Genomic DNA, 21,656 nt, shown 5'->3' with positions numbered 1-21,656 from the left:
CCGCGATCACCGATCTGCTTCGTATCGGGATCCCGTAGGAGACCTGAGGGATGTGGATGTCTGGGCGATTCCTACCCGTTCGCGGTCGGATGGGGCGTGCGTGACGGTGGCTTGGTCCGGTCTGCGCGGCGGGTGAAGTCGAAGGCGTCGAAAATCCGAAACCAAGATCCAGACTGTGTTAAGGTCACGAACCTGCATCGGGGGATGCCATGACGGGGCGCAGATGTCATCGAGCGGCGGGTGATAAGCCGCGAAGGGCTCTGAGGTCGTCACCTATGAGCGGGCTCGGACGGGTGAGCTCACGGGGATAGCCCCCGGCCATGCGGTGCGATCGCCCTCGCCGGGGGCTGGTCGTGTGACGGTTGCCCCTCTGAGTGCTCTTTCCATGGACGAGCGAGCCCGTTCCTCGCTGTGTTCGAGGTCCGCGTCACCTACCGACAAACCTGGACTCCCTAAGCCGGGAACGTCTACCCAGGAGGATTACAGATCGTGTCTATTTTCCGAACCAGAACGAGTCGTGCCGTGGCCGCGCTGTCCACCGCCTCGCTGCTGTTAGCCGCCGTGACGCCGCCGGCCCAGGCCAGCGCCGATGCCGGCGGCGTCGCCGCCTTCCTGCAAGACACCATGGACGATCTGCGCTTCGAGCAGGTCCTGGACCTGGCGCCGCCGACGTCCCCGCAGGCTCGGACGCTTTCCGGCGGGGTCGACAAGGACGCGAGGACGGCCGCCGACTACGCCCGGTTGTTCGCCAATGCGGCCGATCCCAAACCCATCGTCCAGCAGCCGCAACTCGACGTGACCGTACTGGAACTGGACCGGCGGGGCCGGCCGGTGTCGTCCGGCACGGTCCTGATGAGCCCGCAGTATCCGAACGGGATCGTCGTGCCGGTGGACCAGAACTTCCACACCGACCAGGTGCGCTGGCGGCAGTGGGACGACGCCGGATGGTACGCCAACCAGGGCAAGGGCACCATCGACATCGTGCCGGGCCGGGAGAACGCGCCCATCGACTTCATGCTCCCCTACCCGGCCTCCGTCCTGAAACTGATGGTCAACTTCGGGGTGCTGCGCCTGGTGGACAAGGGCGTGATCAAGCTCGACGACACCTACGACTACCAGCCGACCACGGTCAGCTCACTGTGCGGTGGACCGTCGAGCAACACCATCAGCGCCTACATGGACGCCTCGATCACCTCCTCCTCCAACGCCGCGTCCTGTGCGCTGGTGAAGCTGCTGCACGACAAGGGCGCGGTGGACGAGCTCAACCAGACCTTCCAGGACCTGGGCCTGGAGACCATGCAGCTGAAGAACACCAACCCCGCCAACGGCGGCCGCTGGTCCAACCCCGTCACGATGAGCTCGTTGGACACGGCCAAGCTGCTCGCGCTGGTCGATGGCGTACAGGGCACGGCGTGGACCGCCCCCAACGGCGCACCGGTCACCGGCGCGGTGCTGAGCCCCACCTCCCGCCAGGTCTTCAAGAAGCTGCTCGGCGAGCAGGGCTTCAACGACATGCTCTCCACCACCAACCGGTGCGGCAGCGCGTACCCGGCCGCGGGCATCCCGCAGCGGGTGGCTTCGCGGTGGGTGGCCGCCGATGGCACGGTGACGGTCGAGGGCAACAAGTTCGGCAAGGACGTCCGGCCCTGCAACAAGCAGGCGCAGGTCACGTTCGCGCACAAGACCGGCTGGGTCGGCAACTCGGGAGCTGACGCGGGCATCGTGCGGTCCCTGCCGGGCAAGGCGGGCCGCCACTACGTCGTCGTGGCCTTCACCAACCTCGGCACCCAGTACGTGGACGCCAACCGGCCGGCGACCGAGCCCGGCATCTACCCGGTCGCCTACACCGAGAAGCTGGCCCAGCTGGGCTCGGCGATCGACCGGTACGAGGCCGCCTGGCTCGCCCGACGTACCAAGAGCTGATCATCCGCAGGGCCCGCCGCGTTGACGGCGGGGCCATGACCAATGTTCCCGGCCCGCGACCGTCGCGCGCCGGGAACATTGTCGTCTCTGCTCACTCTCATAACGCCTTTTCGGCAGCTGACCAAGAAGGGAGGTAATCGACGAAGGGAGCATGGCCGGTGCGTCGCAGACAGTCGGACATCGCCACAGACCCGGAGGCTTTCGAAGCCTTCTACCGGCGCCACGTCGACGCGATCACGCGGTTCCTGGCTCGCCGGGTCGATGATCCGCACACGGTCGCCGACCTGGTGGCGGAGGTCTTCCTCGCGGTGCTCGACTCCGCCCACACCTACCGGCCCGGGCTCGGTAGCGAGATCGCGTGGTTGTACGGCGTGGCTCGCAACACTCTCTCGGCCGAGCGGCGGCGGGCGTTCAAGGAGACGAGACTGGCCGATCGCATACGCGGGCGAAGGCAGCTCGACTCCGACGATGTCGCCGAGCTGGAAGAGCGGATCGACGCGGAAAGCGCGGCCAGGCAGGCCTTCCAAGCCATGGCCGGATTTGCAGGCGGCGCCGCTGGCCAGACTCCCGCCCGCCTGCCAGATTCCCGCCCGTCTGTCACACTCCCGCCTGGCAGCCGTCACGCGATCCGCCCCACGGTGGGCGGCTGAACGAGGGAGGCGGAGCGGTAGCCGTCCGTGGCCGCGATGAGCTCGTGCAGCGTGCCGGGTTCGGCGCCCGCGTGACCGGCGTCCTCGACGATCCGCAGCTCCGCCTCCGGCCAGGCCAGATGCAGGTCCCACGCCGCGTCAGGCGGCGTCTTCATGTCATAGCGGCCGTTCACGATCACGCACGGGATGTGCCGGATCGCGGCCACGTCGAGCAGCTCGCCCTCCTCCAGGAAACACGCCTGGCTGAAGTAGTGCGCCTCGATGCGGGAGAAGCCCACCAGCTCCCGGTCGTCCAGAGGTGGCGGCGGGGCGGGGAGCAGGGTGTTCGCCGACAGTTCCCAGGCCGCCCAGGCCCGCGCGGCCGGTACGTGCACCTCCGGGTCCTGGTCGGACAACCGGCGGTGGTAGGCGGCGACCAGGTCGTCCCGCTCCGTCTCAGGGATGAAGTCGCGGAAGGCCGCCCACTCCCGCGGAAAGAGCCGGGCCGACCCGGTGCCGGTGAACGCCCACGCGTCATCGGCCTTGCTCGCCAGGTAGACGCCGCGCAGCACCAGCTCGCTCACCCGCTCCGGGTGCCGCCGCGCGTACGCCAGCGCGAGCGTCGACCCCCACGAGCCACCGAACACCTGCCAGCGCTCGATATCAAGGTGCTGCCTGAGCCGCTCTATGTCCGCCACGAGGTGCCAGGTCGTGTTGGTCTCCAGCGACACCCCGGGGTCGGCCGCATGTGGTCGGCTGCGCCCGCAGTTGCGCTGGTCGAACAGGACGATGCGGTACGCCTCGGGATCGAAGAACCGCCGCTGCGGCGGTAACGACCCGCCCCCGGGACCGCCATGCAGAAAGACGACAGGATTTCCGTCGGGGTTGCCGCTGACCTCCCAATAGATCTCGTTCCCGTCGCCCACTTCGAGCATCCCGGTCTCGTACGGCTCAATCGGTGGATAAAAGGTCTTTTGTTCCATGGCTATCAGACATACACGCCGACGCCACTCCGCGCGCACACCACGTCGCCCACCCCGACACGTGGTCGGGGTGGGCGGGCATTCCTGTCCTTCGGAAGATCCGGCGCGACCCAAGGGCTACCAGACCTGGAGCAAGGCGCCGAATTCCAGGTCCACGTCCCAGACGCGGGAGAATATGATCACGGATCCGCCGTCCGCGGCGCCGCAGTACACCTTCTTGCTGACGGCCGAGGTGATGCCCTGGGCGGCGACCTCGTCGAACCAGTTGGTGTAGGAGTAGACCGGGCCCCCGCTGTCACCGTGTGCGACGGCGCAGCCGCCGCCGACGCTCTTGGCGCGGACCATGTGCTTGACGTACTGACCGTTGGTGTAAGTGCCGCTCCAGCCGGTCTCGGTCACCTTGATGAGGCAGTTCTCGCCCAGGGTGGCCCCGGAGTTGCAGACGAAGTTGCCCACGTGCGCCTTCCACAGCGCCACCACCTTGTTGCTGGTGGAGGCGGTGCTGCTGCCGTCGAAGACGTTGGCGGTCGCGTCGGCGAGCACGATCGCGGCGTCTCGCTTGGCGACGCGCCAGGACAGCTGACCCATGTGGTTCGCCGGGCTGATGCCTCCGCCGTCGTAGAACTGGTCCCAGACATTGCCGCAGTGAGCGGCGGTGAGGAACCCCGGGGTGCCGTACTTGTCATAGACTGCGAAGCCGGAGCTGCAGCCGGCCCCCGACTGCTGGTTCCAGGTCCGGCCGCCCGCGTAGTAGCTGGGCACGTCGTCCTGCCTGCTGTAGGCCGGGCTGAACTCCTCTCCCTTCTCGAGGGTGATCGGCGCGGTCGTGCCGCTGGGCCGCTGCAGCTGCTGCGGGTCGGTGTCCTGCCCGGTGACCGAGAGCCGGATGCCGCTGCCGTCCGGCTGCGGCGCCGCGCCGCTCGCCTGGCCGGCCTCGGCCCACTTATCGGCCTCCTGCAGGAGTTGCGCGTTGGTGTAGGCGGCCGGCAGTACGGTCACCGGAGCCGTCTGCCGTCCCTGGTCGATCGTGGTCTGTACGGCGGGCGGCACCGTGCCCCGCCAGTACAGGCGTACCTCGTGGTTCTCCGGTGCGACGATGATCCCTCCGTACCCGTCGGCGTTCTCGGCCGACTCGGTGAGGCGGTCGGCCACCCCGTTCAGCCGAGTCTGCTCCGAGAACAGCGCCTTCCAGTCGGCGAACCCGCCCGGCACCGCCCCCCGCGGCCCTGTCGCGTCCCTGTCCGGAGTCTTGCCGCCCGAGTCGTCGGTGGCCCGCGCGGTCATGGCCGGGTCGTCGGTGGCGGTCTGCGCCGTGGCTGCCCCCGCGCCCAGAAAGGGCAGCAGCGCACAGGCGGTGCTGAGGATGGTCAGGCGTAAGCGGACTTTCTTCTGCATGAGTTGAACCCCCGTGTGTGTGACAAACGCGAGTCATCACAGCATGGGAATCACGGCATGTTCCGCGTCCAATTACGGGCGCGGTCTGTGCACCCCGCCCTTGCGTCGCATACCGGCTCGTCTACGTAGCGGGAGATTCCGTGTGCTTCTGGTCACCCTGGGATGGGGCTCGGGGAGCGGGTCCCGGGGATAGGCTCGAACGAATGAATCGAATCTGCCTGGTCACCGGGGCCAACCGGGGCATCGGATTGGAGGTCTGTCGCCAGCTCGCGCTGGCGGGGGACACCGTCATCCTTACCGCCAGGGATCTGGGGAAGGCGGAGAAGGCGGCGAGCGGACTGAGCGGGATCGTGGTGCCGCGGCAACTGGATGTCGGTGATCCTGACTCGGTGCGCCGGTTCGTCGAGGAGTTGCCGTACGACAAGGTAGATGTCCTGGTCAACAACGCCGCCATCCACTACGACACCTGGCAGCGAGCCGAGAACGCCGACCTCGACGTCGTGCGGGAGGCTCTGGAGACGAACCTGCTGGGGACCTGGCGGGTGACGTTGGCGCTGCTGCCGTCGTTGCGGGCCGGCGATCATGGGCGGGTGGTGAACGTCTCCAGCGAGGCCGGGTCGCTGGCCGTCATGGGCGGCGGCACTCCCGCGTACACCGTGTCGAAGACCGCGCTCAACGCGCTGACCAGGATGCTGGCCGCCGAGCTGCGCGAGGATCGGATCCTGGTGAACTCCGTCTGCCCCGGGTGGGTGGCCACCGACATGGGCGGGGCCGGCGGGCGGCCGGTCGCCGAGGGGGCGCGGAGCGTGCTGTGGGCGGTGGATCTGCCGGATGGCGGGCCTACCGGGGGGTTCTTCCGTGACGGCGAGGCTCTGGCCTGGTAGTCCACCCGTCAGCCGGTGGTCCGGCGGCGGTGGGCCTTCTGCCTGCAGGCGCCGCCGCAGAAGCGGGGTGGGCGGCCGGTGCGGGGCGCGTGGATGATGGTGCCGCACTCCTCGCAGCGAGCCGCGGGAGCGGGCTCCGCAGAGGTTTCGTTACGGGACTCAAGTTTCGTCACAGGTTTCGTTACGGTGGGCAGCGGGGAGCGTCCGGCGCGGAGGCCGTCCAGGACCAGGGCGGTGGGCCTGCCGGGGGTGGTGCTGTGCGCCTCCATCGTGAGGCATCCCGCCATCAGCGCCATGACGTCCGTCAGCTGCGCGTCCGGGCGTACGGCGCCTGCCTGGCGGGCCCGGTCGAGCAGGGCGGCGAGGGCGAGGCCGTAGCGTCGCCGGGCCTCCAGCGCAATCTCCGCCTTGAGGCCGGAGGCGAAGGATTCGCAGAGCGCCTTGTTGAGTCCGGCCTGCTCGACGGTCGAGGAGAAGGCGGTGAAGAACGCCGCTCCGGTCTCCGCTTCGCCGGTGGCCAGCAGGGCGGTGAGCTCGTCGGCCAGGCGTTCGATCCGGTCGTGGACCACCGCCTCGAACAGCGCCTCCTTGCTGGGGAAGTGCCGGTAGACCGTGCCCGCGCCGACGCCCGCGCGTCTGGCGATCACGTCGAGCGGCACTGACAGACCCTCCGCCGCGAACGCCTCCTGGGCCGCCTCCAGCACGCGGGCGCGGTTGTGCCGGGCGTCCGCGCGAGCGGCGCTCGTCATGTGGCCTCCCATGCGTCGGGCGGTGCCCGGATTGACAAGCGGAACGAGCGTTCCGTAGCGTCTAACCGGGTTGACCGTTCCGATTCTACGCAGAACGAGGAGTTCGCATGACCGTACCGACATACCCGACCGCCCGAGAGGTCGTCGATCGCTTCCTGCGGGCGTCCGTGGACGGCGGACTGGCCGACCTGTACGCCCCCGACGTCGTGATCGAAATACCGTTCGCCCCGGCCGGCATCCCTCGGCGCTCGCAGGGACGTGAGGAGCTGCGGGCCAGGTTCAAGGCCGCCGAAGGCGTGCTGCGCTGGGAGCGGACGGACAACGTGCTGATCCATGAGACCACTGACCCCGAGGTGGTCATCGTGGAGTTCGACATCCACGGCTCTCTCGTCGCCTCGGGGCGGTCCGTCGTCTCGTCGTACATCATGGTCATCCGGGTGCGGGACGGCTTGATCGTCCATTCCCGGGACTACGGGAACCCCATGGCCATGGAGGAGTACCGCGAGGAGCTCATGGGCGCGCTGAACTCCTAACGCGCGTACCTCATGACGACCGCGCCGTTGCCGAACGTGCGCGTCGCGGTCAGCTTGAACAGGGTCGGTCGGAACTCTCCGTCGAAGGCGGGGATGCCCGACCCCGCCACCACCGGATAGGTCTTGACGATCAGCTCGTCGATCTCCGGCAGCAGCGCGCCGGCCAGCTTGCCGCCGCCGCAGAGCCAGATGCCGAGGCCGTCGTCCTCCTCCTTCAGGCGGCGGACCAGCGCGAGGGGGTCGCCGGAGACGAGCTCCACCGCCGGGTCGGCGATCTCCGGGATCGTGGTGGAGAAGACGTACTGACGCAGGTGGGCGTAGGGGCTGGTCAGGCCGATGTCGAGGACCGGCTGGTAGGTGCCCCGGCCCATGAGGACGGTGTCGAAGCACTTGTTGGGCGCGGCGAGACCGATCTGCTTCCGGATGTGGGTGGGGACGATCTCGGGGGCCTCTTCGTTCATGTGGGCGGCCAGGTCGTCGGACACCGGGTAGAAGTCGAACTCGCCGTGCGGGCCGGCGATGTAGCCGTCGATGGAGGTCGCGACGTAGTAGGTGAGGCTTCGCAAGATGATTACTCCAGTTGTAGTACTGCGGATGAAGTGTCTTCATCGTAGTACTACAACTGGAGTGGTTTCTACGTATACGCCGTAAACGTTCTCCGTGTACGCTGTATACATGACAGCGGAAGACGCCACGCTCAAGGTCGTCCCCCAGGAGAAGAAGCCCAGGCGGCGCCTGCGGCGGATCATCATCGTGACGGTGCCCGTGCTGCTGGTGGCCCTGGTCGGCGGCGCCTTCGGGCTCGCCTGATGGGGGAGCGACCTCGCCATCAAGCCGGACCATCGCTTCTCCACGCACCCCGACCACTCCAACGTGGTGCTCGAAGTGAAGCGGGTCGGCTCCGGCGAGAACGTGGTCATCGGCTCGCCCAACGCGTACACGCGAAGGCGCGGGACGTTTCGGATGGTGTGGGACGGCGCCGAGGCGAAGATCGGCGATGTCGTCGCCGGTTCGGCGGGCGCCGTGGAACGGCCCATCCTGAGCGGCCCGGCTCCGTCGGTCGGGACCACGGTGGACGTGACCGGCGTGATGATCAGCGACCCGAAGAGCTCCCTCGGGCTCGACTACTCGGAGGTCTCGGTGCGCACCGAGCTCGGCCCGGCCCCGGCCTGGTACGTACCGGCGTCCGGGTCGACGTGGGTGATCGCGGTCCACGGGCAGAAAGACACCCAGGCCCCGCTGGCGATGGACCGCGTTTTCGTCGCGGCGGCCAAGAAGGCGCACTGGCCGGTGGAGTACGCGGAGTTTCCCGGCGCTGAGCACGTCGAGTCGTGGAACTCCGACCCGGCCCGCTACGAGAAGGCGGTCACCGACTTCTTCACCCGCACGGTGGTCGCGACCGAGCGTGGCCAGAGCGGAGCCGCTGGGCTCAGCTTGTGAGGACGCCGAGGAGGTGGGTCACCTCACGGGCCACGGCGTCGCGGCCCGCCCGCAGGTACTTGCGCGAGTCGACCACCTTCTCGTCGCCGGCCAGGTAGTCGCGTACCGCGCCGGTGAACGCCTTGTTCAGGTGCGTGGCGATGTTGATCTTCTTCATGCCGTGCCGTACGGCCGCGCGAAGGGTGTCGTCGGGCACCCCCGACGAGCCGTGCAGCACCAGCGGGACCGCCACGGCGGCGCGGAGCTCGGCGATGAGGTCCAGGTCGAGCACGGCGTCCTTGGTGGTCATCGCGTGCGAGGTGCCCACGGCGACGGCCAGCGCGTCGACGCCGGTACGCGCCACGTAGTCCACCGCCTCGTGCGGCTTGGTACGCGCGCCCGGCGCGTGCACGCCGTCCTTGCCGCCCACCTCGCCCAGCTCGGCCTCCACCCACACGCCCCGCTCGTGGCACCAGGCGGCCACGTCGGCGGTGGCGGCCACGTTCTCCTCGTCGGGCAGCGCCGACGCGTCGAACATCACCGAGCCGACCCCCAGCTCCACCGCCTCTTCGACCAGGGCGCGATCGGTGGCGTGGTCGAGATGCACCGCCACCGGGACGGCGGCTCCTCTGGCGACCGCGAGGCAGGCGAGCGCGATGGGTTCCAGGGCGCCGTGGTAGCGGACGCAGTTCTCGCTGATCTGCAGGACGACCGGCAGGCCCAGGGCCTCGGCGCCCCCGATGATGGCGGTGGCGTGCTCCAGCTGGATCACGTTGAACGCGCCCACTCCGGCGGGTGATTCGCGGACGATGTCGCCGATTCGGGCGAGGGGCATGACGGCTCCTTTGACGTTTCCTCGGGCGATTCTTCAGATGGTGAAGGCGGTTCCTCGGGCAACTCTTCGGACGGCGAAGGCGGTCCCTCAGACGATGACGATGCGGGGGTGGATGTCGGCGTAGACGTCGCGGTCGAAGTCGCCCGCCACGGGCGCCGCGACCGCCGCGGCGCCCAGCGCCGCCGCCCGGGTGAGCCGCTCGGGCCACGGGGACCGCTCCACGAGCCCCAGCGCCAGCCCGGCGACCAGCGAATCACCGGCGCCGGTCGGATTACCTTTCACCTTGTACGGCATGCGCGCCCGGAAGATCCCCTCGGGCGTGACGGCCAGCAGACCGTCGGCGCCCATCGACACGACCACCGACTCGGCCCCGCGACCGCGCAACGCCTGCGCGCCCTCCTCGGGACCGCCGTCCGGCACCGCCCGCGCGAGCTCCTCGGCGTTCGGCTTGACGATCGAGGGGCGGCCGCCGGGGGCATGCCGCAGCGGCTCGCCGTCGGCGTCCACGATGGCGGGCACGCCGTGCTCGGCGGCGAGGGCGGCCAGGGTCGCGTACGCGTCGAGCGGCACGCCCCTGGGCAGGCTGCCCGAGATGACGACCGCATCCGCCGTGACCAGCAGGTCGGTGAAACGGCCGACCATCCGCCCGAACTCGGCCGCCGTGACCTCCGGCCCCGGCTCGTTGAACAGCGCGGTCTGGCCTCCGGAACCCCGCTCGCCGCCTGGCGCGGCCCCTCTGGAACCCTGCTCGCCGCCCGCCACAGCCTGGCCGGAATCCGCGACCACCAGCGTCGTGCGCGAGTCGGCCGCGATCCCCACGAAGGCGTGCGGCAGTCCGGCCGCCTCAAGGTCGGCCTCGATGGCCCGGCCGGTCGGGCCGCCCGCGAGGCCGGTGACCAGCACGTCCTGACCGAGCGCGGCCAGGACACGGGCCACGTTGACGCCCTTACCGCCGGCCCGCCGGTGTACGGCGGCGACGCGGTTGACCCCGTCCCAGTCGACGCGGGGCACCTGGTAGGTGACGTCGAGGGCGGCGTTGAGCGTCACGGTGAGGATCATCAGGGCTCCACGATCCAGGCTCCGCGCTTCATCACACCCGCCACCTCCAACTCGTCGGACAGGACCACCAGGTCGGCCGCCTTGCCCACGGCGATCGAGCCGGCGCGGTCGGCGACGCCCAGCACGCGGGCCGGCGTCAGCGAGGTGAGCTGGACCGCCTCGGACAGCGTCAGGCCCACCTCCCGCACGGCGCGGCGGAAGGCCACGTCCATGGTGAGCGTGCTGCCCGCGATCGAGTCGCCCTCGGCCAGCCTGGCGACGCCGTCGGTGACGATCACGTCCATGGAGCCCAGCACGTACGTACCGTCGCCCATGCCGGCGGCGGCCATCGCGTCGGTGATCAGCGCGGTCCTGGTGGGCCCGGCGACCTCGTAGGCCAGCCGCAGCATGGCCGGGTGCACGTGCACGCCGTCGTTGATCAGCTCGATCGTCACCCGCTCGTCCTCCAGCAGCGCGGCGACGGGGCCGGGGGCGCGGTGGCCGAGCGGCGGCAGCGCGTTGTAGAGGTGCGTGGCCACGGTCGCGCCGGCCTCGATGCCCGCCAGCGTCTGCTCATAGGTGGCGTCGCTGTGGCCGAGCGCGGCGAGCACGCCCTCGGCGGCGGCCAGCCGGATCGTCTCAAGGGCGCCGGGCAGCTCGGGGGCGATGGTCAGCATGCGTACGTGCCCGCGTCCGGACTTCAGCAGCCCGGCGAACTCCCGCGGCGACGGCTCGCGCAGCAGCCCGGGGTTGTGGGCGCCGCAGCGGGCCCGTGAGATGTACGGGCCTTCGAAATGGATTCCGGCCAGCAGGCCGTCGTCGCACAGCTCGGCCAGTGACGACGTGGCGCGGGCCAGGTCGTCGAGCGCGCCGGTCACCAGGCTGGCCACCATCGTCGTGGTGCCGTGGCGCTCGTGCAGCGCCACGGCGTCACGCGCTCGGTCCTGCTCGCCGGTCGGGAACGAGCCGCCCGCTCCGCCGTGGTTGTGCAGGTCGACAAAGCCGGGCACCACGTGCCGCCCGCCCAGGCTGTGGCCCGCGCGAGGGGCGGCTCCGTGCCCGACGTGCGTGATGCGGCCGTCTTCGATGGTCAACCACCCGTCGTGAACTCCCTCGGGAGTCACGATGCGGGCGTCGGCAAGAGTAAGGCTCATGAAGAAAGGATCACAGATCGGGTGAGGTGCAGGGGCTCGTCCGGGTCGAGACCCCTGGCGAACGCCCTGGCGACCGCGACCCGCTGCGCCCTGATCAGCTCGGCCATCGGGTCGAGCCCGGTCTGGAAGAACGTGCCGCCGGTCTCCTCGACCTGCTCGCGCAGGCCCTCGGGGGCGGTGCCGAGCATCCAGGTGACGCGTCCCGGGCCGGCGATGCTGATGGGGCCGTGACGGTATTCCATCGCCGGGTACGCCTCGGTCCACGACCGTGACGCCTCGCGCATCTTCAGCGCGGCCTCCTGGGCCAGGCCGACCGACCAGCCGATGCCGAGGAAGCTGAACTGCTCCGCGTCGGTGAGCTCGGCGGGGAGCGGGGCCGCCACGGCCTGTTCGGCGTCGGCGATCGCCTGGGTGAGGTCCTCGCCCAGGCTGGCGCGGAGCATGGCCAGCTGCGTGGTGGCGAACCGGGTCTGCACGACCGACTGCTCGTCGGCGTAGTCGAGCACGATGACGTCGTCCGCGGCCGTCATGACCGGCGTGTTCGGGTCGGCGGTGATGGCCGTGGTCCTGGCGTCCGTCCTGCGCAGCAGCTCCAGGACCTCGGTCGTGGTGCCGGAGCGCGTCAGAGCCAGCACGCGGTCGTACGAGCGGCCGGTGGGTGCCTCCGAGGCGGCGAACGCGTCGGTCTCGCCCAGTCCCGCGCGCTCGCGCAGGGTGGCGTAGGCCATCGCGATGAACCACGACGTCCCACAGCCGATGACGGCGACCCGCTCACCGGGGCGGGGCAGCGCGCCGACGGGTACGTCCGCGACGGCGCGACGCCAGCACTCGGGCTGGGAGCCGATCTCGGCCTCGGTGTGGGTGGTCACCACTTGCCTCCCCGTGATTGATTGTTTCTGCTGTTTTTATAGCATAAAGGAGCAGAAATTTGCACCGGTGGCTTGACCTCCCAGGTTGTGCCACGCTTGGCCCCGACGGATCTCAAAGGGGAGGCATCGTGTCCCGCTACGATCGTTGGAACGCGATTCTCGAGCTGCTCGCGCAGGAAGGACGGCTCTCCGTCGAGGAGGCCGCCCAAGAGCTCGACGTCTCCACCGCCACGATCCGCCGCGACTTCGACCAGCTCGCCCAGCAGCAGATGCTCATGCGCACGCGGGGCGGGGCCGTCGCCCAGAGCGTCAGCTACGACCTCCCGCTGCGCTACAAGACCGCCCGGCACGCCGACGAGAAGCACCGCATCGCCGCGGCGGCCGCCGAGCTGGTCTCGCCGGGCGCCGTGATCGGGCTCAACGGCGGCACCACGACCTCCGAGCTGGCCCGCACGCTGGCCACCTGCCCAGCGCTGGAATCGGGCGTCACCATCGTCACCAACGCCCTGAACATCGCCTCGGAGCTCACGGTCCGCCAGCACGTCAAGATCGTGGTCACCGGCGGCGTGGCCAGGCCGCAGTCCTACGAGCTCATCGGCCCGCTGGCGTCGGGCGTGCTCGAACAGGTGACGCTCGACGTGGCCTTCCTGGGCGTGGACGCGCTCGACGTGGAGCTGGGCGCCTCGGCCCACCACGAGGGGGAGGCCAGCGTCAACCACCTGCTCATCAGCCGCGCCGCGCAGGTCGTGGTGGTGGCGGACTCCTCCAAGATCGGCAAGCGGGCGTTCTCCCGCATCTGCCCCACCAACCAGATCGACACGCTGGTCACCGACGCCCAGCTCTCCGACTCTCTCGCCGGCGAGCTGACCGACGCGGGCGTAAAGGTCATCCGCGCCTGACGGGCCGCACCGCTCGCTCCCGCCTCCGTCTCAGTGTGTTCGTCCACTCCTCCGCCTCAGCGCGTTCCCCGACTCTTCCGCGGGCCGTAACGGCGCTCGGCCACCATCCGGTCAGAGGCCGTCTCCTGGAGGCCCCCAAACATGGTCGGCGGGTGGCGGGTGACCCATGCGTGCCGTACAGGAGCCATCTCCTGAGGACCCCAGGCATGGTCGGCGGGTGGCGAGTAACCCATGCGTGCCGTACAAGAAAAGAGTGAAGTTTGTCGCAGGAGACCCTGCGGCGGGTAAGAGGAGGGGCATGGCGGGAAGGGGAATCGCCCGGCTTGGGCCTGGAGAGCGGACCTCGGCGCTGGATTGGATGGGGGCACAGGAACTCGACGTGGTCGTGGTCGGCGGGGGAGTCGTCGGCGCGGGGATCGCGCTCGACGCCGTCACCCGAGGGCTCGACGTCGGCCTGGTGGAGGCGCGCGACTTCGCCTCCGGTACGTCGTCGCGATCCTCCAAGCTGATCCACGGCGGCCTGCGCTACCTGGAGCAGCTCAATTTCGAGCTGGTCAGGGAGGCACTCCAGGAGAGGGCGCTGCTGTTGCAGCGAATCGCGCCGCATCTGGTCCGGCCGGTGCCGTTCCTGTTTCCGATGACCCACCTCGGGTGGGAGCGGCCATACGTGGGGGCGGGGGTGGCCCTCTACGACGCCCTGGGGTTCGCCTCGGGGCTGACCCGCGGGGTGCCGGGGCATCGGCACCTGTCCAGGAGCAGGGCGTTGCGGCTGGCGCCCGCGTTGAAGCGGACCGCGTTCACCGGCGCGGTGCAGTACTGGGACGCGCAGGTCGACGACGCGCGCTACGTGATGACGATGCTGCGCACGGCGGCCACCTACGGCGCGCACGTGGCGCCGCGGGCCCAGGTCGTGGGGTTCCTGCGCGAGGGCGAGCGGGTCACCGGCGTGCGGGTGCGCGACCTGGAGAGCGGCGCTGAGCTGGACGTACGCGCCCGGCAGGTGGTCAACGCGACCGGCGTATGGAGCGACGACATCCAGGAGCTGGTGGGCGGCCGGGGCCAGATCCATGTACGGGCCTCCAAGGGGGTCCACCTGCTGGTCCCACGCGACCGGATCCACTCGCTCACCGGAATCATCCTTCGCACCGAAAAATCCGTACTTTTCGTGATTCCGTGGGGGCGGCACTGGATCATCGGCACCACCGACACCGAGTGGAAGCTGGACAAGGCGCATCCCGTGGCGTCGCGGGTCGACATCGACTACCTCCTCGACCACGTGAACGCCGTCCTGTCCGTGCCGCTGACGCGGGACGACGTCGAGGGCGTCTACGCGGGGCTGCGGCCGCTGCTGTCAGGTGAGTCGGAGGAGACGTCGCAGCTGTCGCGCGAGCACGTGGTGGCGCATCCGGTCCCCGGCCTGGTGATGATCGCCGGCGGGAAATATACGACTTATCGGGTTATGGCGAGGGACGCCGTCGACGCCGTCGCCCACGGGCTCGACCAGCGGGTGCCGAGATCGTGCACGGACCGCATCCCGCTCGTCGGCGCCGAGGGCTACCAGGCGCGGTGGAACGCCAGGCACCGGCTCGCCCACACCTCGGGCCTGCACGTGGCCCGCATCGAGCATCTGCTCCAGCGCTACGGCTCGCTCGTCGACGAGGTCCTGGAGCTGATCGACCACGACAGGTCGCTGGCCCGGCCGCTCGGCGGGGCCGACGACTACCTGCGCGCGGAGATCGTCTACGCGGCCACCCATGAGGGTGCCAGGCATCTCAACGACGTACTGACCAGGCGGACGCACATCTCGATCGAGACCTTCCACCGCGGCCTGGCCAGCGCCCACGAGGCCGCCGAGCTCCTCGCCCAGCCGCTCGGCTGGGACGGCGAGCAGGTCAAGCGCGAGGTCGAATACTTCACCAAGCGCGTCGAGGCCGAACGCCTGTCCCAGCAGCAGGACACCGACCAGGAGGCCGACGCGATCAGACTCGGCGCGCCCGAGATCGTGCCGGTCGCCCTCCCCGAGCAGTGACCCCCTTTTAGCGGAGCGGGATGTACGTCTGCTCGGCCAGCGTGGTCGCGTCGTTGACCTGGACGCCGTCCGTGGAGACGGTCCAGATCGAGTCGCCGATGACCATCGCGCGCTGGATGCTCGGCTGGTACGCCCCGTCCTTCGGCCGCTGGACCGGATGCTTGATCATGCCGAGCTTCGTCACTGCGGAGTCGTCGATCTTCAGGACCACGGCGCCGATCTCTTCCTTGTTCTGCTCGTAGGTGTTGAGCGGAATCACCGACAGGCCGGTCTTGGGCCAGTACAGGAACGCGTGCGGGTCCCACTCCGCCTCGGAGCCCGAGTTCTTCTGGAACATCTGCGACAGCCGCTTCGGGTTCGCCGGGTCGCTGACGTCGAAGAGCGAGATCTGCGTGCCGAGCGTCCGGCCCTTCTCGCTGGCCTCCTGCCCGATCCCGATCAGCCGGCCGTCGCCGCCGGGGTGGAGGTAGGCGGAGTAGCCGGTGATCTTCAGCTCGCCGGTCACCTTGGGCGCGGCCGGGTCGCGCAGGTCGAGCGTGTAGAGCGGGTCTACCTGCTTGAACGTGACGCAGTAGCCGACCGGGCCGATGAACCGGACCGAGTAGATGCGCTCGCCCTCACCCAGGCCGCCCACTTCGCCGACCTTGTCCAGGGTGTCGGCCTTGAGCACGTACACGCTGCTGGTGCTGGTCTTCTGGGCCTCGGAGTTGAGCGTGGTGGCGACGCGCAGGTTGCCGTCGTACTCCGACAGCGAGTACTGGTTCAGCAGCCGTCCCGGCACCTTGCCCGAGGCCACATAGGTGGGCGGACCCGGGTGGCCGATGTCGAAACGGTGGACCTCGGTCTCTTCAGGCGGGGCGGTCGGTGTCGGAGTGGGCTCGGGGCTGAGCGTGACCTTGGCCGAGGGGGTGGGTTCGGTCGGGTCGGGTTCGGTGGCGGGGGCCTGGGGCGTGTCCTCCACGGCCGCCATCGGCACCGGCCACCACCAGCGCGGGTTGCTGGTCACGTACAGGCTCTGGCCGGTGCCGTAGACCGTGTCGCCGTCGGCCGCGAGGCTGATCGGGTCGGTGCCCGCCTCCGTGAGGCCCTGGGCCAGGTCGATGGTGTGCACGGTCAGCAGCGAGGTGCCGGTGTAGTCGGCCGGATGGCTGACCCGCGCGCAGTCGACCGTCTTCTTGGTGACGGTCCCGGCCGCGTCCGTGATCTGGATCTTGGGCAGCCAGGCGTCGAGCGGCGCCCGGCGTACCGCCGCCGCGTTCGCCTTCTTCATCTCGGCCTCGGAGGCGTTCTCCTTCGGTTGCGGAAAGGTGATGTCGGGCTGGCTGCGGGTGACGAGCCGGACGGTCGAGCCGACCATCCTGGCGTCCACGTACGTGCCCTGCGGCTTGATCGTCCCGAGCACCTTGGGCTCACCGGACAGGTCCACCAGCAGGTATCGGGTCTCGCCGACGGGCGCGAACGTCTTGTACATGATGTCGCCCCCGCGATACAGCACCAGCGCGCGGTCGCCCGAGACGAGCAGGTCGGCGGGGGCGTAGGCGGGCTCGTCGGCCTTGGTGAGCTTGACGGACCCGGTGAGCTTCCTGGAGGCCGTGTCGATGATCCGCAGCGTGCCGCCCGCGACCGTGATGATCCGGTTGCCGTCGGTCTTGACCAGGTCGGGCTCGTCCACTCCCGCTTCGTGGGTGTTGGTCGTGGAGTGCTCCGGGGCGGTGTCGGCGGTCGCCTCCATGGACTTCTGGCGGGTCATGTACATGGGCATCGGGCCGCCGAAGCCCCACTGGCCGACGTTGCTCGCCGCGTGCTCGCGTAGCCCGGCGAGCATGTCGTCGCACCCGTTGTAGGAGACCAGGCGCACCTGCAGGCGCTGCTTCACGGGCGCGGTGCCCCCCGGCGCCGAGGTGCAGGCGGAGATGGCCGTCGCGAGGGCCGCCCCGGCCACGACCGTACGGATCAGCGTCTTCATGACCTCATTGACGGATCTCCGCGCCTGGCGGTTCACGATCATCCAGGAGGATCGACCGTGAAGACCGGGCTGAAGTCGAGGTTCTCGGGGATGTCGAGCAGTTTGCGGACAAGTTTGCCCTGGAAGTCCGCCACCTGGATCTCGTCCCTGGGGGAGTTGTCCTGCTCCCAGCAGTAGACGTGGGTCTCGTTGTACCAGCCGAGGACCTTGTCGCAGTCGGAGGTGAACCGGCGGACCCGGTCGCCGCTCTCCGTGTTCCAGACGCAGTGGTCGCCGTCTCCGCCCTTGGGGCAGTTCGTGATGAACACCTTGCCGGAAGGGGAGAAGATGTCCTGCGTGCCGGAGGCCAGCGAGCCGATGTTCGCCAGGGTGCGGGTGGCCTGGCCCTTCGTGTCGTAGAAGCGCAGGCCGCGCCCGGGGGACATGTTGACCACGCCCTCCTCCTCGCCGTCCCAGCCGAAGGCGGTCTTGCGGATCGTGGTGTCGGCCACGGTGACCACCTTGGCGTCCTCGGCCGCCACGTCGACGATGACGAAGCCGAGGTAGAGCCAGTTCTTGCCCGACTCCTTCTCGATGTTGAGCAGGATCTTCGAGCCGTCCTTCGACCAGGCGCGGATGCTGCTGATCAGCGGCTTGCGCACGGTCTTGATCGTGGTCCTGTCGCCGGACCGCCGGTCGGTGATGATCACCGAGTCGTAGTCGTCGGAGGTGTAGTTGCGGCCGCGGCCGACCATGGAGTGGCCGTCGGGCGAGACCAGCGTCTCCCAGTTGCCGGCGTATTTGGTGAACGTGCCGCGCAGTGAGTTGCGGGCGTAGTCGATCCAGTCGTCGGCCTTCTTGTTGTAGATCTCGTACGAGGTCAGCGTGATCGGGTCGGCCGGATTCTCGTACAGGGAGATGGCGCCACCGGGTATTGCCCGCTTCGTGCCCCTCCGCGGCACGCCCGGCGGCGTGGTGCTGGGCTTCCTGGCGGACTCCGTGGTGGAGGCGCGGCTGTTGGCGGTCAGCGTGGCGGCCGGGGGCTTGGTCTGGCTGATGACCACGCCGACGCCGGCCAACACGAGCAGCGCGACGGCCACGGTCACGCCGATGACGATGGGCGCCCTGCTCTTCTTCTGCTGGGAGTGTCCGGGGGAGTACGGGCTCGGATGCGTCGGCCGGTGGTCGCCCGTGGGCGGCGGTCCGTAGTGGTGGCCGGGCGCCGAGGGCGGCCCGCCGGGCAGAGAAGGCGGCCCCGGGTGAAGAGGTTGACCGGTCACGGGCGGTTGGGCATAGGGCGCCCGCCAGGGCTCCGCCGGGGCGGCCGCCGCCGCGGCCTGGGCGAGCATGCCGGAGTTGGGCTCCGGGTGCTGCAGCAGGCGCATGATCACCTGCTCCGCCGTCGGCCGCTGCGCCGGATCCTTGGCCAGGCACGCGGCCACCACGTCGAGCAGCGGACCGTGCAGCCCGCTCATGTCCGGCTGGTGGTTCAGCACCCGGTTGATCACCGCGGGCATCGTGTCGCTGCCGAACGGCGAGCGCCCCGAGGCGGCGAACACGATCGTGCTCCCCCACGAGAACAGGTCGGCCGCCGGTCCGACGGTGTGGCCCATGACCTGCTCGGGCGGCATGTACGAGGGTGTGCCCACCGGCATGCTGCTGATCGTCGAGGTGGCGTTGAGCGCCCTGGCGATGCCGAAGTCGATCACCCGCGGCCCGTCGGCGCCAATGATCACGTTGGCCGGTTTGAAGTCACGGTGCACGATCCCGGCCTGGTGGATCGCGGCCAGCGCGGTCGCCGTGCCGATGGCCAGGCGGTGCAGGGCCGTGCCGGTGCGCGGGCCCTCCTCCTGGACGACCCGCTGGAGGGAGGGGCCCTCGATGAACTCGCTGACGATGTACGGCCGGTCGTGCTCGATGCCCGTGCCGAGCACCGCGGCGGTGCAGAACGGCGCCACCTGCTGGGCGACCTGGACCTCGCGCAGGAACCGGCCCACGCTCACCTCGTCGCCGGCCTGTTCGGGGCGCAGCCACTTGACCGCCACGTGCGTGCCCGCCGGGTCTCTGGCCAGGTAGACGACGCCTTGGCCGCCTTCGCCCAGCCGGCCTAGGAGAGGCAGACCTCCGAGCCTCTCGGGGTCTCCCGGTCTGAGTGGCGCGAAGGAAGGCATGAAGGGATTGTGTCCCCATGCCATGGATTGGCAAAAACTACCCGCCGGTAGCGATCCGGAATACCCTGCTTCCATGCACGTGACGTCCAGTGGCAAGACGGCTGAGATCATCGCACCGTTCACCGGCGAACCCCTCGTCGAGCTGCCCGTTTCCGGGGTGGATGACGTACATACGGCATATGAGAAGGCGCGGGCGGCGCAGGCGGAGTGGGCCGCGCGGCCGGTCGCGGAGCGGGCGCGGCCGTTCCTGCTGCTGCACGACGCGATCCTCGACCGCAGGGACGAGATCCTCGACATCGTCCAGAACGAGACCGGCAAGGCCCGCAAGCACGCCTTCGAGGAGGTGCTGGACGTGGCGGGCTGCAGCCTCTACTTCGCCCGGCGCGCGCCCGGCCTGCTCGCCCCGCGACGGCGCGCCGGCATCTTCCCCGTGGCCACCCGGGTGACGGAGCTGCGCCGGCCCAAGGGCGTGGTCGCGCTGATCACGCCGTGGAACTACCCGCTCTCCCTGGGCGTCACCGACGCCGTGCCCGCGCTGCTCGCCGGCAACGCCATCGTGCATAAGCCCGACACGCAGACCGCCCTGTCGACGCTGTGGACCATCGACCTGCTGGCCGAGCTGGGCCTGCCGCGCGAGGTCTGGCAGGTCGTGCTCGGCGAGCCCGCCGAGGTCGGCGACGCCCTGCTCGACGGCGCCGACTATGTGGCCTTCACCGGCTCCACCCGGGGCGGCAGGAAGATCGCCGAGGAGGCCGCCAAACGGCTCATCGGCTGCTCGCTGGAGCTCGGCGGTAAGAACCCGATGGTGGTGCTCGACGACGCCGACCTGGACCTCGCCGTCCAGGGCGCCATCCGCGCCTGTTTCACCAACGCGGGCCAGCTCTGCCTGTCGATCGAGCGCCTGTACGTGCACACCGCCGTGTTCGACGCCTTCGCCGAGCGCTTCGCCGGGCAGGCGGCCGAGCTCAAGATGGGCACGGGCCACGACTGGTCGGTCCAGATGGGCTCGCTCACCTCGCGGCGCCAGCTGGACGCGGTCAGCGCGCACGTGGACGACGCCGTGGCCCACGGCGCCACCGTGCTGACCGGCGGCAAGGCCCGGCCCGACCTCGGCCCGCTGTTCTACGAGCCCACCGTGCTCACCGGCATCACCGAGGAGATGCGGCTCTGCCGCAACGAGACGTTCGGCCCGGTGGTCGGGCTCTACCGGTTCTCCTCGGACGAGGAGGCGGTGGCGCTGGCCAACGACACCATCTACGGGCTCAACGCCTCGGTCTGGACGTCCGACCTGACGCGGGGCCGCGCGCTCGCCGCCCGGATCAAGGCGGGCACGGTCAACATCAACGAGGGGTACGGCTCGGCGTACGCCTCCTATGACGCGCCGATGGGCGGCATGAAGGCGTCCGGGCTGGGCCGCCGGCACGGAGCCGAGGGCCTGCTCCGCTACACCGAGGCGCAGACCGTCGCCTCGCAGGCCACGTGGCTGGGCTTCGAGCCGCCCTTCGGCATGACGTACGACAAATGGGCGGGCGTGCTGGTCACCACGCTCAAGACCATGAAGAGGCTGCGCCTCAAATAGGTTTACGCTGTACACGTGAGAGATGGGGGAACGGCCGCCCGCATCGCCGAAGTCGCGCAGCGGATCCTCGTCGAGCAGGGCGCCGAGGCGGTGAGCATGCGCCGGGTCGGCGAGGCCGTCGGCGTCACGGCGATGGCCATCTACCGGCACTACCCCAACCGCGAGGCGCTGCTGCGCGCCGTCGCCACCGCCAGCGGCCGTGAGCTGGCCGAGCAGTGGGAGCGACTCCCGCCCGCCGGCCCGCTGGAGGAGCGGATCGACGTCCTGCTCGACGGCTTCCTCGACTTCGCGCTCGGCCGGCCGCACCTGTACACGTTCCTGATGTCGGACGCCTGGGCGCAGGCCCGCCGTTTCCCCGAGGACTTCCGCGCCGGGCAGGGGCCGCCGTTCACCGTGATCGTGGAGCTCGTCGAGGACGGGATGCGCACCGGCATGCTCCGCCGCGACGACCCGCTGGAGGTGGCGCTGACCATCACGTCGAGCGCACAGGGGCTGATCCACCAGTACCTGAGCGGGCGCGTCGCGATGGACGAGGCCGGCTTCCGCGCGCTCTGCCACCGGTCCATGTGGCGGATCATCGACGGCCTGCGCGCGTGAGGCGGAATACCGCGTCCGGCGCGGG

Annotated in this window: 20 protein-coding genes; 10 read left to right on the top strand and 10 right to left on the bottom strand. The window is 69.9% G+C overall.

What is annotated here, in order from left to right; genetic code table 11:
* Positions 1-489 precede the first annotated feature (489 nt).
* Positions 490-1,923: a serine hydrolase gene (locus tag LDL49_RS58455; RefSeq protein ID WP_225293837.1), complete on the top strand. Its 1,434-nt coding sequence runs from the start codon at positions 490-492 to the stop codon at positions 1,921-1,923.
* A 158-nt stretch (positions 1,924-2,081) separates the two neighbouring features.
* Complete coding sequence (locus tag LDL49_RS24760; RefSeq protein ID WP_225293835.1) at positions 2,082-2,573, top strand: RNA polymerase sigma factor; 492 nt, start codon at positions 2,082-2,084, stop codon at positions 2,571-2,573.
* On the opposite strand, the gene pip is transcribed toward LDL49_RS24760, so the two are convergent.
* Both pip and LDL49_RS24750 read right to left on the bottom strand, forming a co-directional pair.
* Positions 2,543-3,535, bottom strand: coding sequence for a prolyl aminopeptidase (gene pip / locus LDL49_RS24755; protein WP_225293833.1), 993 nt, complete (start codon positions 3,533-3,535; stop codon positions 2,543-2,545). The two genes, LDL49_RS24760 and pip, sit on opposite strands and share 31 nt — an antisense overlap.
* 117 nt (positions 3,536-3,652) lie before the next feature.
* A complete protein-coding gene (locus LDL49_RS24750) occupies positions 3,653-4,930 on the bottom strand; it encodes a S1 family peptidase (protein ID WP_225293831.1) in 1,278 nt (425 codons plus the stop codon).
* Positions 4,931-5,133: 203 nt separating this feature from the next.
* Here LDL49_RS24750 and LDL49_RS24745 point away from each other — a divergent pair, with 203 nt between their 5' ends.
* Positions 5,134-5,814, top strand: coding sequence for an SDR family oxidoreductase (locus LDL49_RS24745; protein WP_225293829.1), 681 nt, complete (start codon positions 5,134-5,136; stop codon positions 5,812-5,814).
* 8 nt (positions 5,815-5,822) lie between these two features.
* Here the strand turns inward: LDL49_RS24745 and LDL49_RS24740 are convergent, their stop codons facing one another.
* Positions 5,823-6,563 carry a TetR/AcrR family transcriptional regulator gene (locus LDL49_RS24740; RefSeq protein WP_225293827.1) on the bottom strand — a complete coding sequence of 247 codons (741 nt, stop codon included), beginning with the start codon at positions 6,561-6,563 and terminating at the stop codon, positions 5,823-5,825.
* Positions 6,564-6,670: 107 nt separating this feature from the next.
* On the opposite strand from LDL49_RS24740, the gene LDL49_RS24735 reads away from it, so the two are divergent.
* Positions 6,671-7,096 (top strand): nuclear transport factor 2 family protein, encoded by a 426-nt coding sequence (locus tag LDL49_RS24735; RefSeq protein WP_225293825.1) that lies wholly within the window; start codon positions 6,671-6,673, stop codon positions 7,094-7,096.
* Here the strand turns inward: LDL49_RS24735 and LDL49_RS24730 are convergent.
* Positions 7,093-7,662 (bottom strand): dihydrofolate reductase family protein, encoded by a 570-nt coding sequence (locus LDL49_RS24730; RefSeq protein WP_225293823.1) that lies wholly within the window; start codon positions 7,660-7,662, stop codon positions 7,093-7,095. The two genes, LDL49_RS24735 and LDL49_RS24730, sit on opposite strands and share 4 nt — an antisense overlap.
* 109 nt (positions 7,663-7,771) lie before the next feature.
* Here LDL49_RS24730 and LDL49_RS57080 point away from each other — a divergent pair, with 109 nt between their 5' ends.
* Entirely contained in the window at positions 7,772-7,906 is a 135-nt protein-coding gene (locus LDL49_RS57080) for a hypothetical protein (protein WP_263655458.1), read from the top strand.
* 63 nt (positions 7,907-7,969) lie between these two features.
* Positions 7,970-8,536, top strand: coding sequence for an alpha/beta hydrolase family protein (locus LDL49_RS24725; protein ID WP_225293821.1), 567 nt, complete (start codon positions 7,970-7,972; stop codon positions 8,534-8,536).
* On the opposite strand, the gene LDL49_RS24720 is transcribed toward LDL49_RS24725, so the two are convergent.
* The 4 genes from LDL49_RS24720 to LDL49_RS24705 all read right to left on the bottom strand — a co-directional run bounded on the left by LDL49_RS24720 (position 8,526) and on the right by LDL49_RS24705 (position 12,411).
* Positions 8,526-9,350 (bottom strand): class II fructose-bisphosphate aldolase, encoded by an 825-nt coding sequence (locus tag LDL49_RS24720; protein ID WP_225293819.1) that lies wholly within the window; start codon positions 9,348-9,350, stop codon positions 8,526-8,528. The genes LDL49_RS24725 and LDL49_RS24720 overlap by 11 nt on opposite strands.
* 87 nt (positions 9,351-9,437) lie before the next feature.
* Positions 9,438-10,409, bottom strand: coding sequence for a 1-phosphofructokinase family hexose kinase (locus tag LDL49_RS24715; protein WP_225293817.1), 972 nt, complete (start codon positions 10,407-10,409; stop codon positions 9,438-9,440).
* Positions 10,409-11,542, bottom strand: a complete 1,134-nt coding sequence (nagA, locus tag LDL49_RS24710) for an N-acetylglucosamine-6-phosphate deacetylase (RefSeq protein WP_225293815.1) — start codon at positions 11,540-11,542, stop codon at positions 10,409-10,411. Before nagA ends, LDL49_RS24715 begins: the two co-directional genes overlap by 1 nt.
* Complete coding sequence (locus LDL49_RS24705; protein WP_225293813.1) at positions 11,539-12,411, bottom strand: SIS domain-containing protein; 873 nt, start codon at positions 12,409-12,411, stop codon at positions 11,539-11,541. Before LDL49_RS24705 ends, nagA begins: the two co-directional genes overlap by 4 nt.
* A gap of 128 nt (positions 12,412-12,539) precedes the next feature.
* On the opposite strand from LDL49_RS24705, the gene LDL49_RS24700 reads away from it, so the two are divergent.
* A complete protein-coding gene (locus tag LDL49_RS24700) occupies positions 12,540-13,310 on the top strand; it encodes a DeoR/GlpR family DNA-binding transcription regulator (protein WP_225293811.1) in 771 nt (256 codons plus the stop codon).
* A 298-nt stretch (positions 13,311-13,608) separates the two neighbouring features.
* The gene (locus LDL49_RS24695; RefSeq protein WP_225293809.1) at positions 13,609-15,339 is read left to right on the top strand and encodes a glycerol-3-phosphate dehydrogenase/oxidase; all 1,731 of its coding nucleotides are present in this window, start codon (positions 13,609-13,611) and stop codon (positions 15,337-15,339) included.
* 7 nt (positions 15,340-15,346) lie between these two features.
* Here LDL49_RS24695 and LDL49_RS24690 read toward each other — a convergent pair whose 3' ends face one another.
* A complete protein-coding gene (locus LDL49_RS24690; protein ID WP_225293807.1) occupies positions 15,347-17,305 on the bottom strand; it encodes a beta-propeller domain-containing protein in 1,959 nt (652 codons plus the stop codon).
* Positions 17,306-17,343: 38 nt separating this feature from the next.
* Complete coding sequence (locus tag LDL49_RS24685) at positions 17,344-19,455, bottom strand: serine/threonine protein kinase (protein WP_225293805.1); 2,112 nt, start codon at positions 19,453-19,455, stop codon at positions 17,344-17,346.
* 73 nt (positions 19,456-19,528) lie between these two features.
* Here LDL49_RS24685 and LDL49_RS24680 point away from each other — a divergent pair, with 73 nt between their 5' ends.
* Both LDL49_RS24680 and LDL49_RS24675 read left to right on the top strand, forming a co-directional pair.
* Complete coding sequence (locus LDL49_RS24680) at positions 19,529-21,034, top strand: succinic semialdehyde dehydrogenase (RefSeq protein WP_225293803.1); 1,506 nt, start codon at positions 19,529-19,531, stop codon at positions 21,032-21,034.
* A 15-nt stretch (positions 21,035-21,049) separates the two neighbouring features.
* On the top strand, positions 21,050-21,631 hold the full coding sequence (locus LDL49_RS24675) for a TetR/AcrR family transcriptional regulator (RefSeq protein WP_225293801.1): 582 nt from the start codon (positions 21,050-21,052) through the stop codon (positions 21,629-21,631).
* Positions 21,632-21,656 lie beyond the last annotated feature (25 nt).

This window comes from Nonomuraea aurantiaca (assembly GCF_020215705.1).
GTDB lineage: Bacteria > Actinomycetota > Actinomycetes > Streptosporangiales > Streptosporangiaceae > Nonomuraea > Nonomuraea aurantiaca.
This window is presented reverse-complemented; position numbering and strand designations above follow the sequence as displayed.

Coding starts and splice junctions, on each gene's coding strand:
- pip (WP_225293833.1), bottom strand. CDS start 3,535: ATGGAACAAAAGACCTTTTATCCACCGATTGAGCCGTACGAGACCGGG.
- LDL49_RS24750 (WP_225293831.1), bottom strand. CDS start 4,930: ATGCAGAAGAAAGTCCGCTTACGCCTGACCATCCTCAGCACCGCCTGT.
- LDL49_RS24745 (WP_225293829.1), top strand. CDS start 5,134: ATGAATCGAATCTGCCTGGTCACCGGGGCCAACCGGGGCATCGGATTG.
- LDL49_RS24740 (WP_225293827.1), bottom strand. CDS start 6,563: ATGACGAGCGCCGCTCGCGCGGACGCCCGGCACAACCGCGCCCGCGTG.
- LDL49_RS24735 (WP_225293825.1), top strand. CDS start 6,671: ATGACCGTACCGACATACCCGACCGCCCGAGAGGTCGTCGATCGCTTC.
- LDL49_RS57080 (WP_263655458.1), top strand. CDS start 7,772: ATGACAGCGGAAGACGCCACGCTCAAGGTCGTCCCCCAGGAGAAGAAG.
- LDL49_RS24720 (WP_225293819.1), bottom strand. CDS start 9,350: ATGCCCCTCGCCCGAATCGGCGACATCGTCCGCGAATCACCCGCCGGA.
- LDL49_RS24715 (WP_225293817.1), bottom strand. CDS start 10,409: ATGATCCTCACCGTGACGCTCAACGCCGCCCTCGACGTCACCTACCAG.
- nagA (WP_225293815.1), bottom strand. CDS start 11,542: ATGAGCCTTACTCTTGCCGACGCCCGCATCGTGACTCCCGAGGGAGTT.
- LDL49_RS24695 (WP_225293809.1), top strand. CDS start 13,609: ATGGCGGGAAGGGGAATCGCCCGGCTTGGGCCTGGAGAGCGGACCTCG.
- LDL49_RS24690 (WP_225293807.1), bottom strand. CDS start 17,305: ATGAAGACGCTGATCCGTACGGTCGTGGCCGGGGCGGCCCTCGCGACG.
- LDL49_RS24685 (WP_225293805.1), bottom strand. CDS start 19,455: ATGCCTTCCTTCGCGCCACTCAGACCGGGAGACCCCGAGAGGCTCGGA.
- LDL49_RS24680 (WP_225293803.1), top strand. CDS start 19,529: ATGCACGTGACGTCCAGTGGCAAGACGGCTGAGATCATCGCACCGTTC.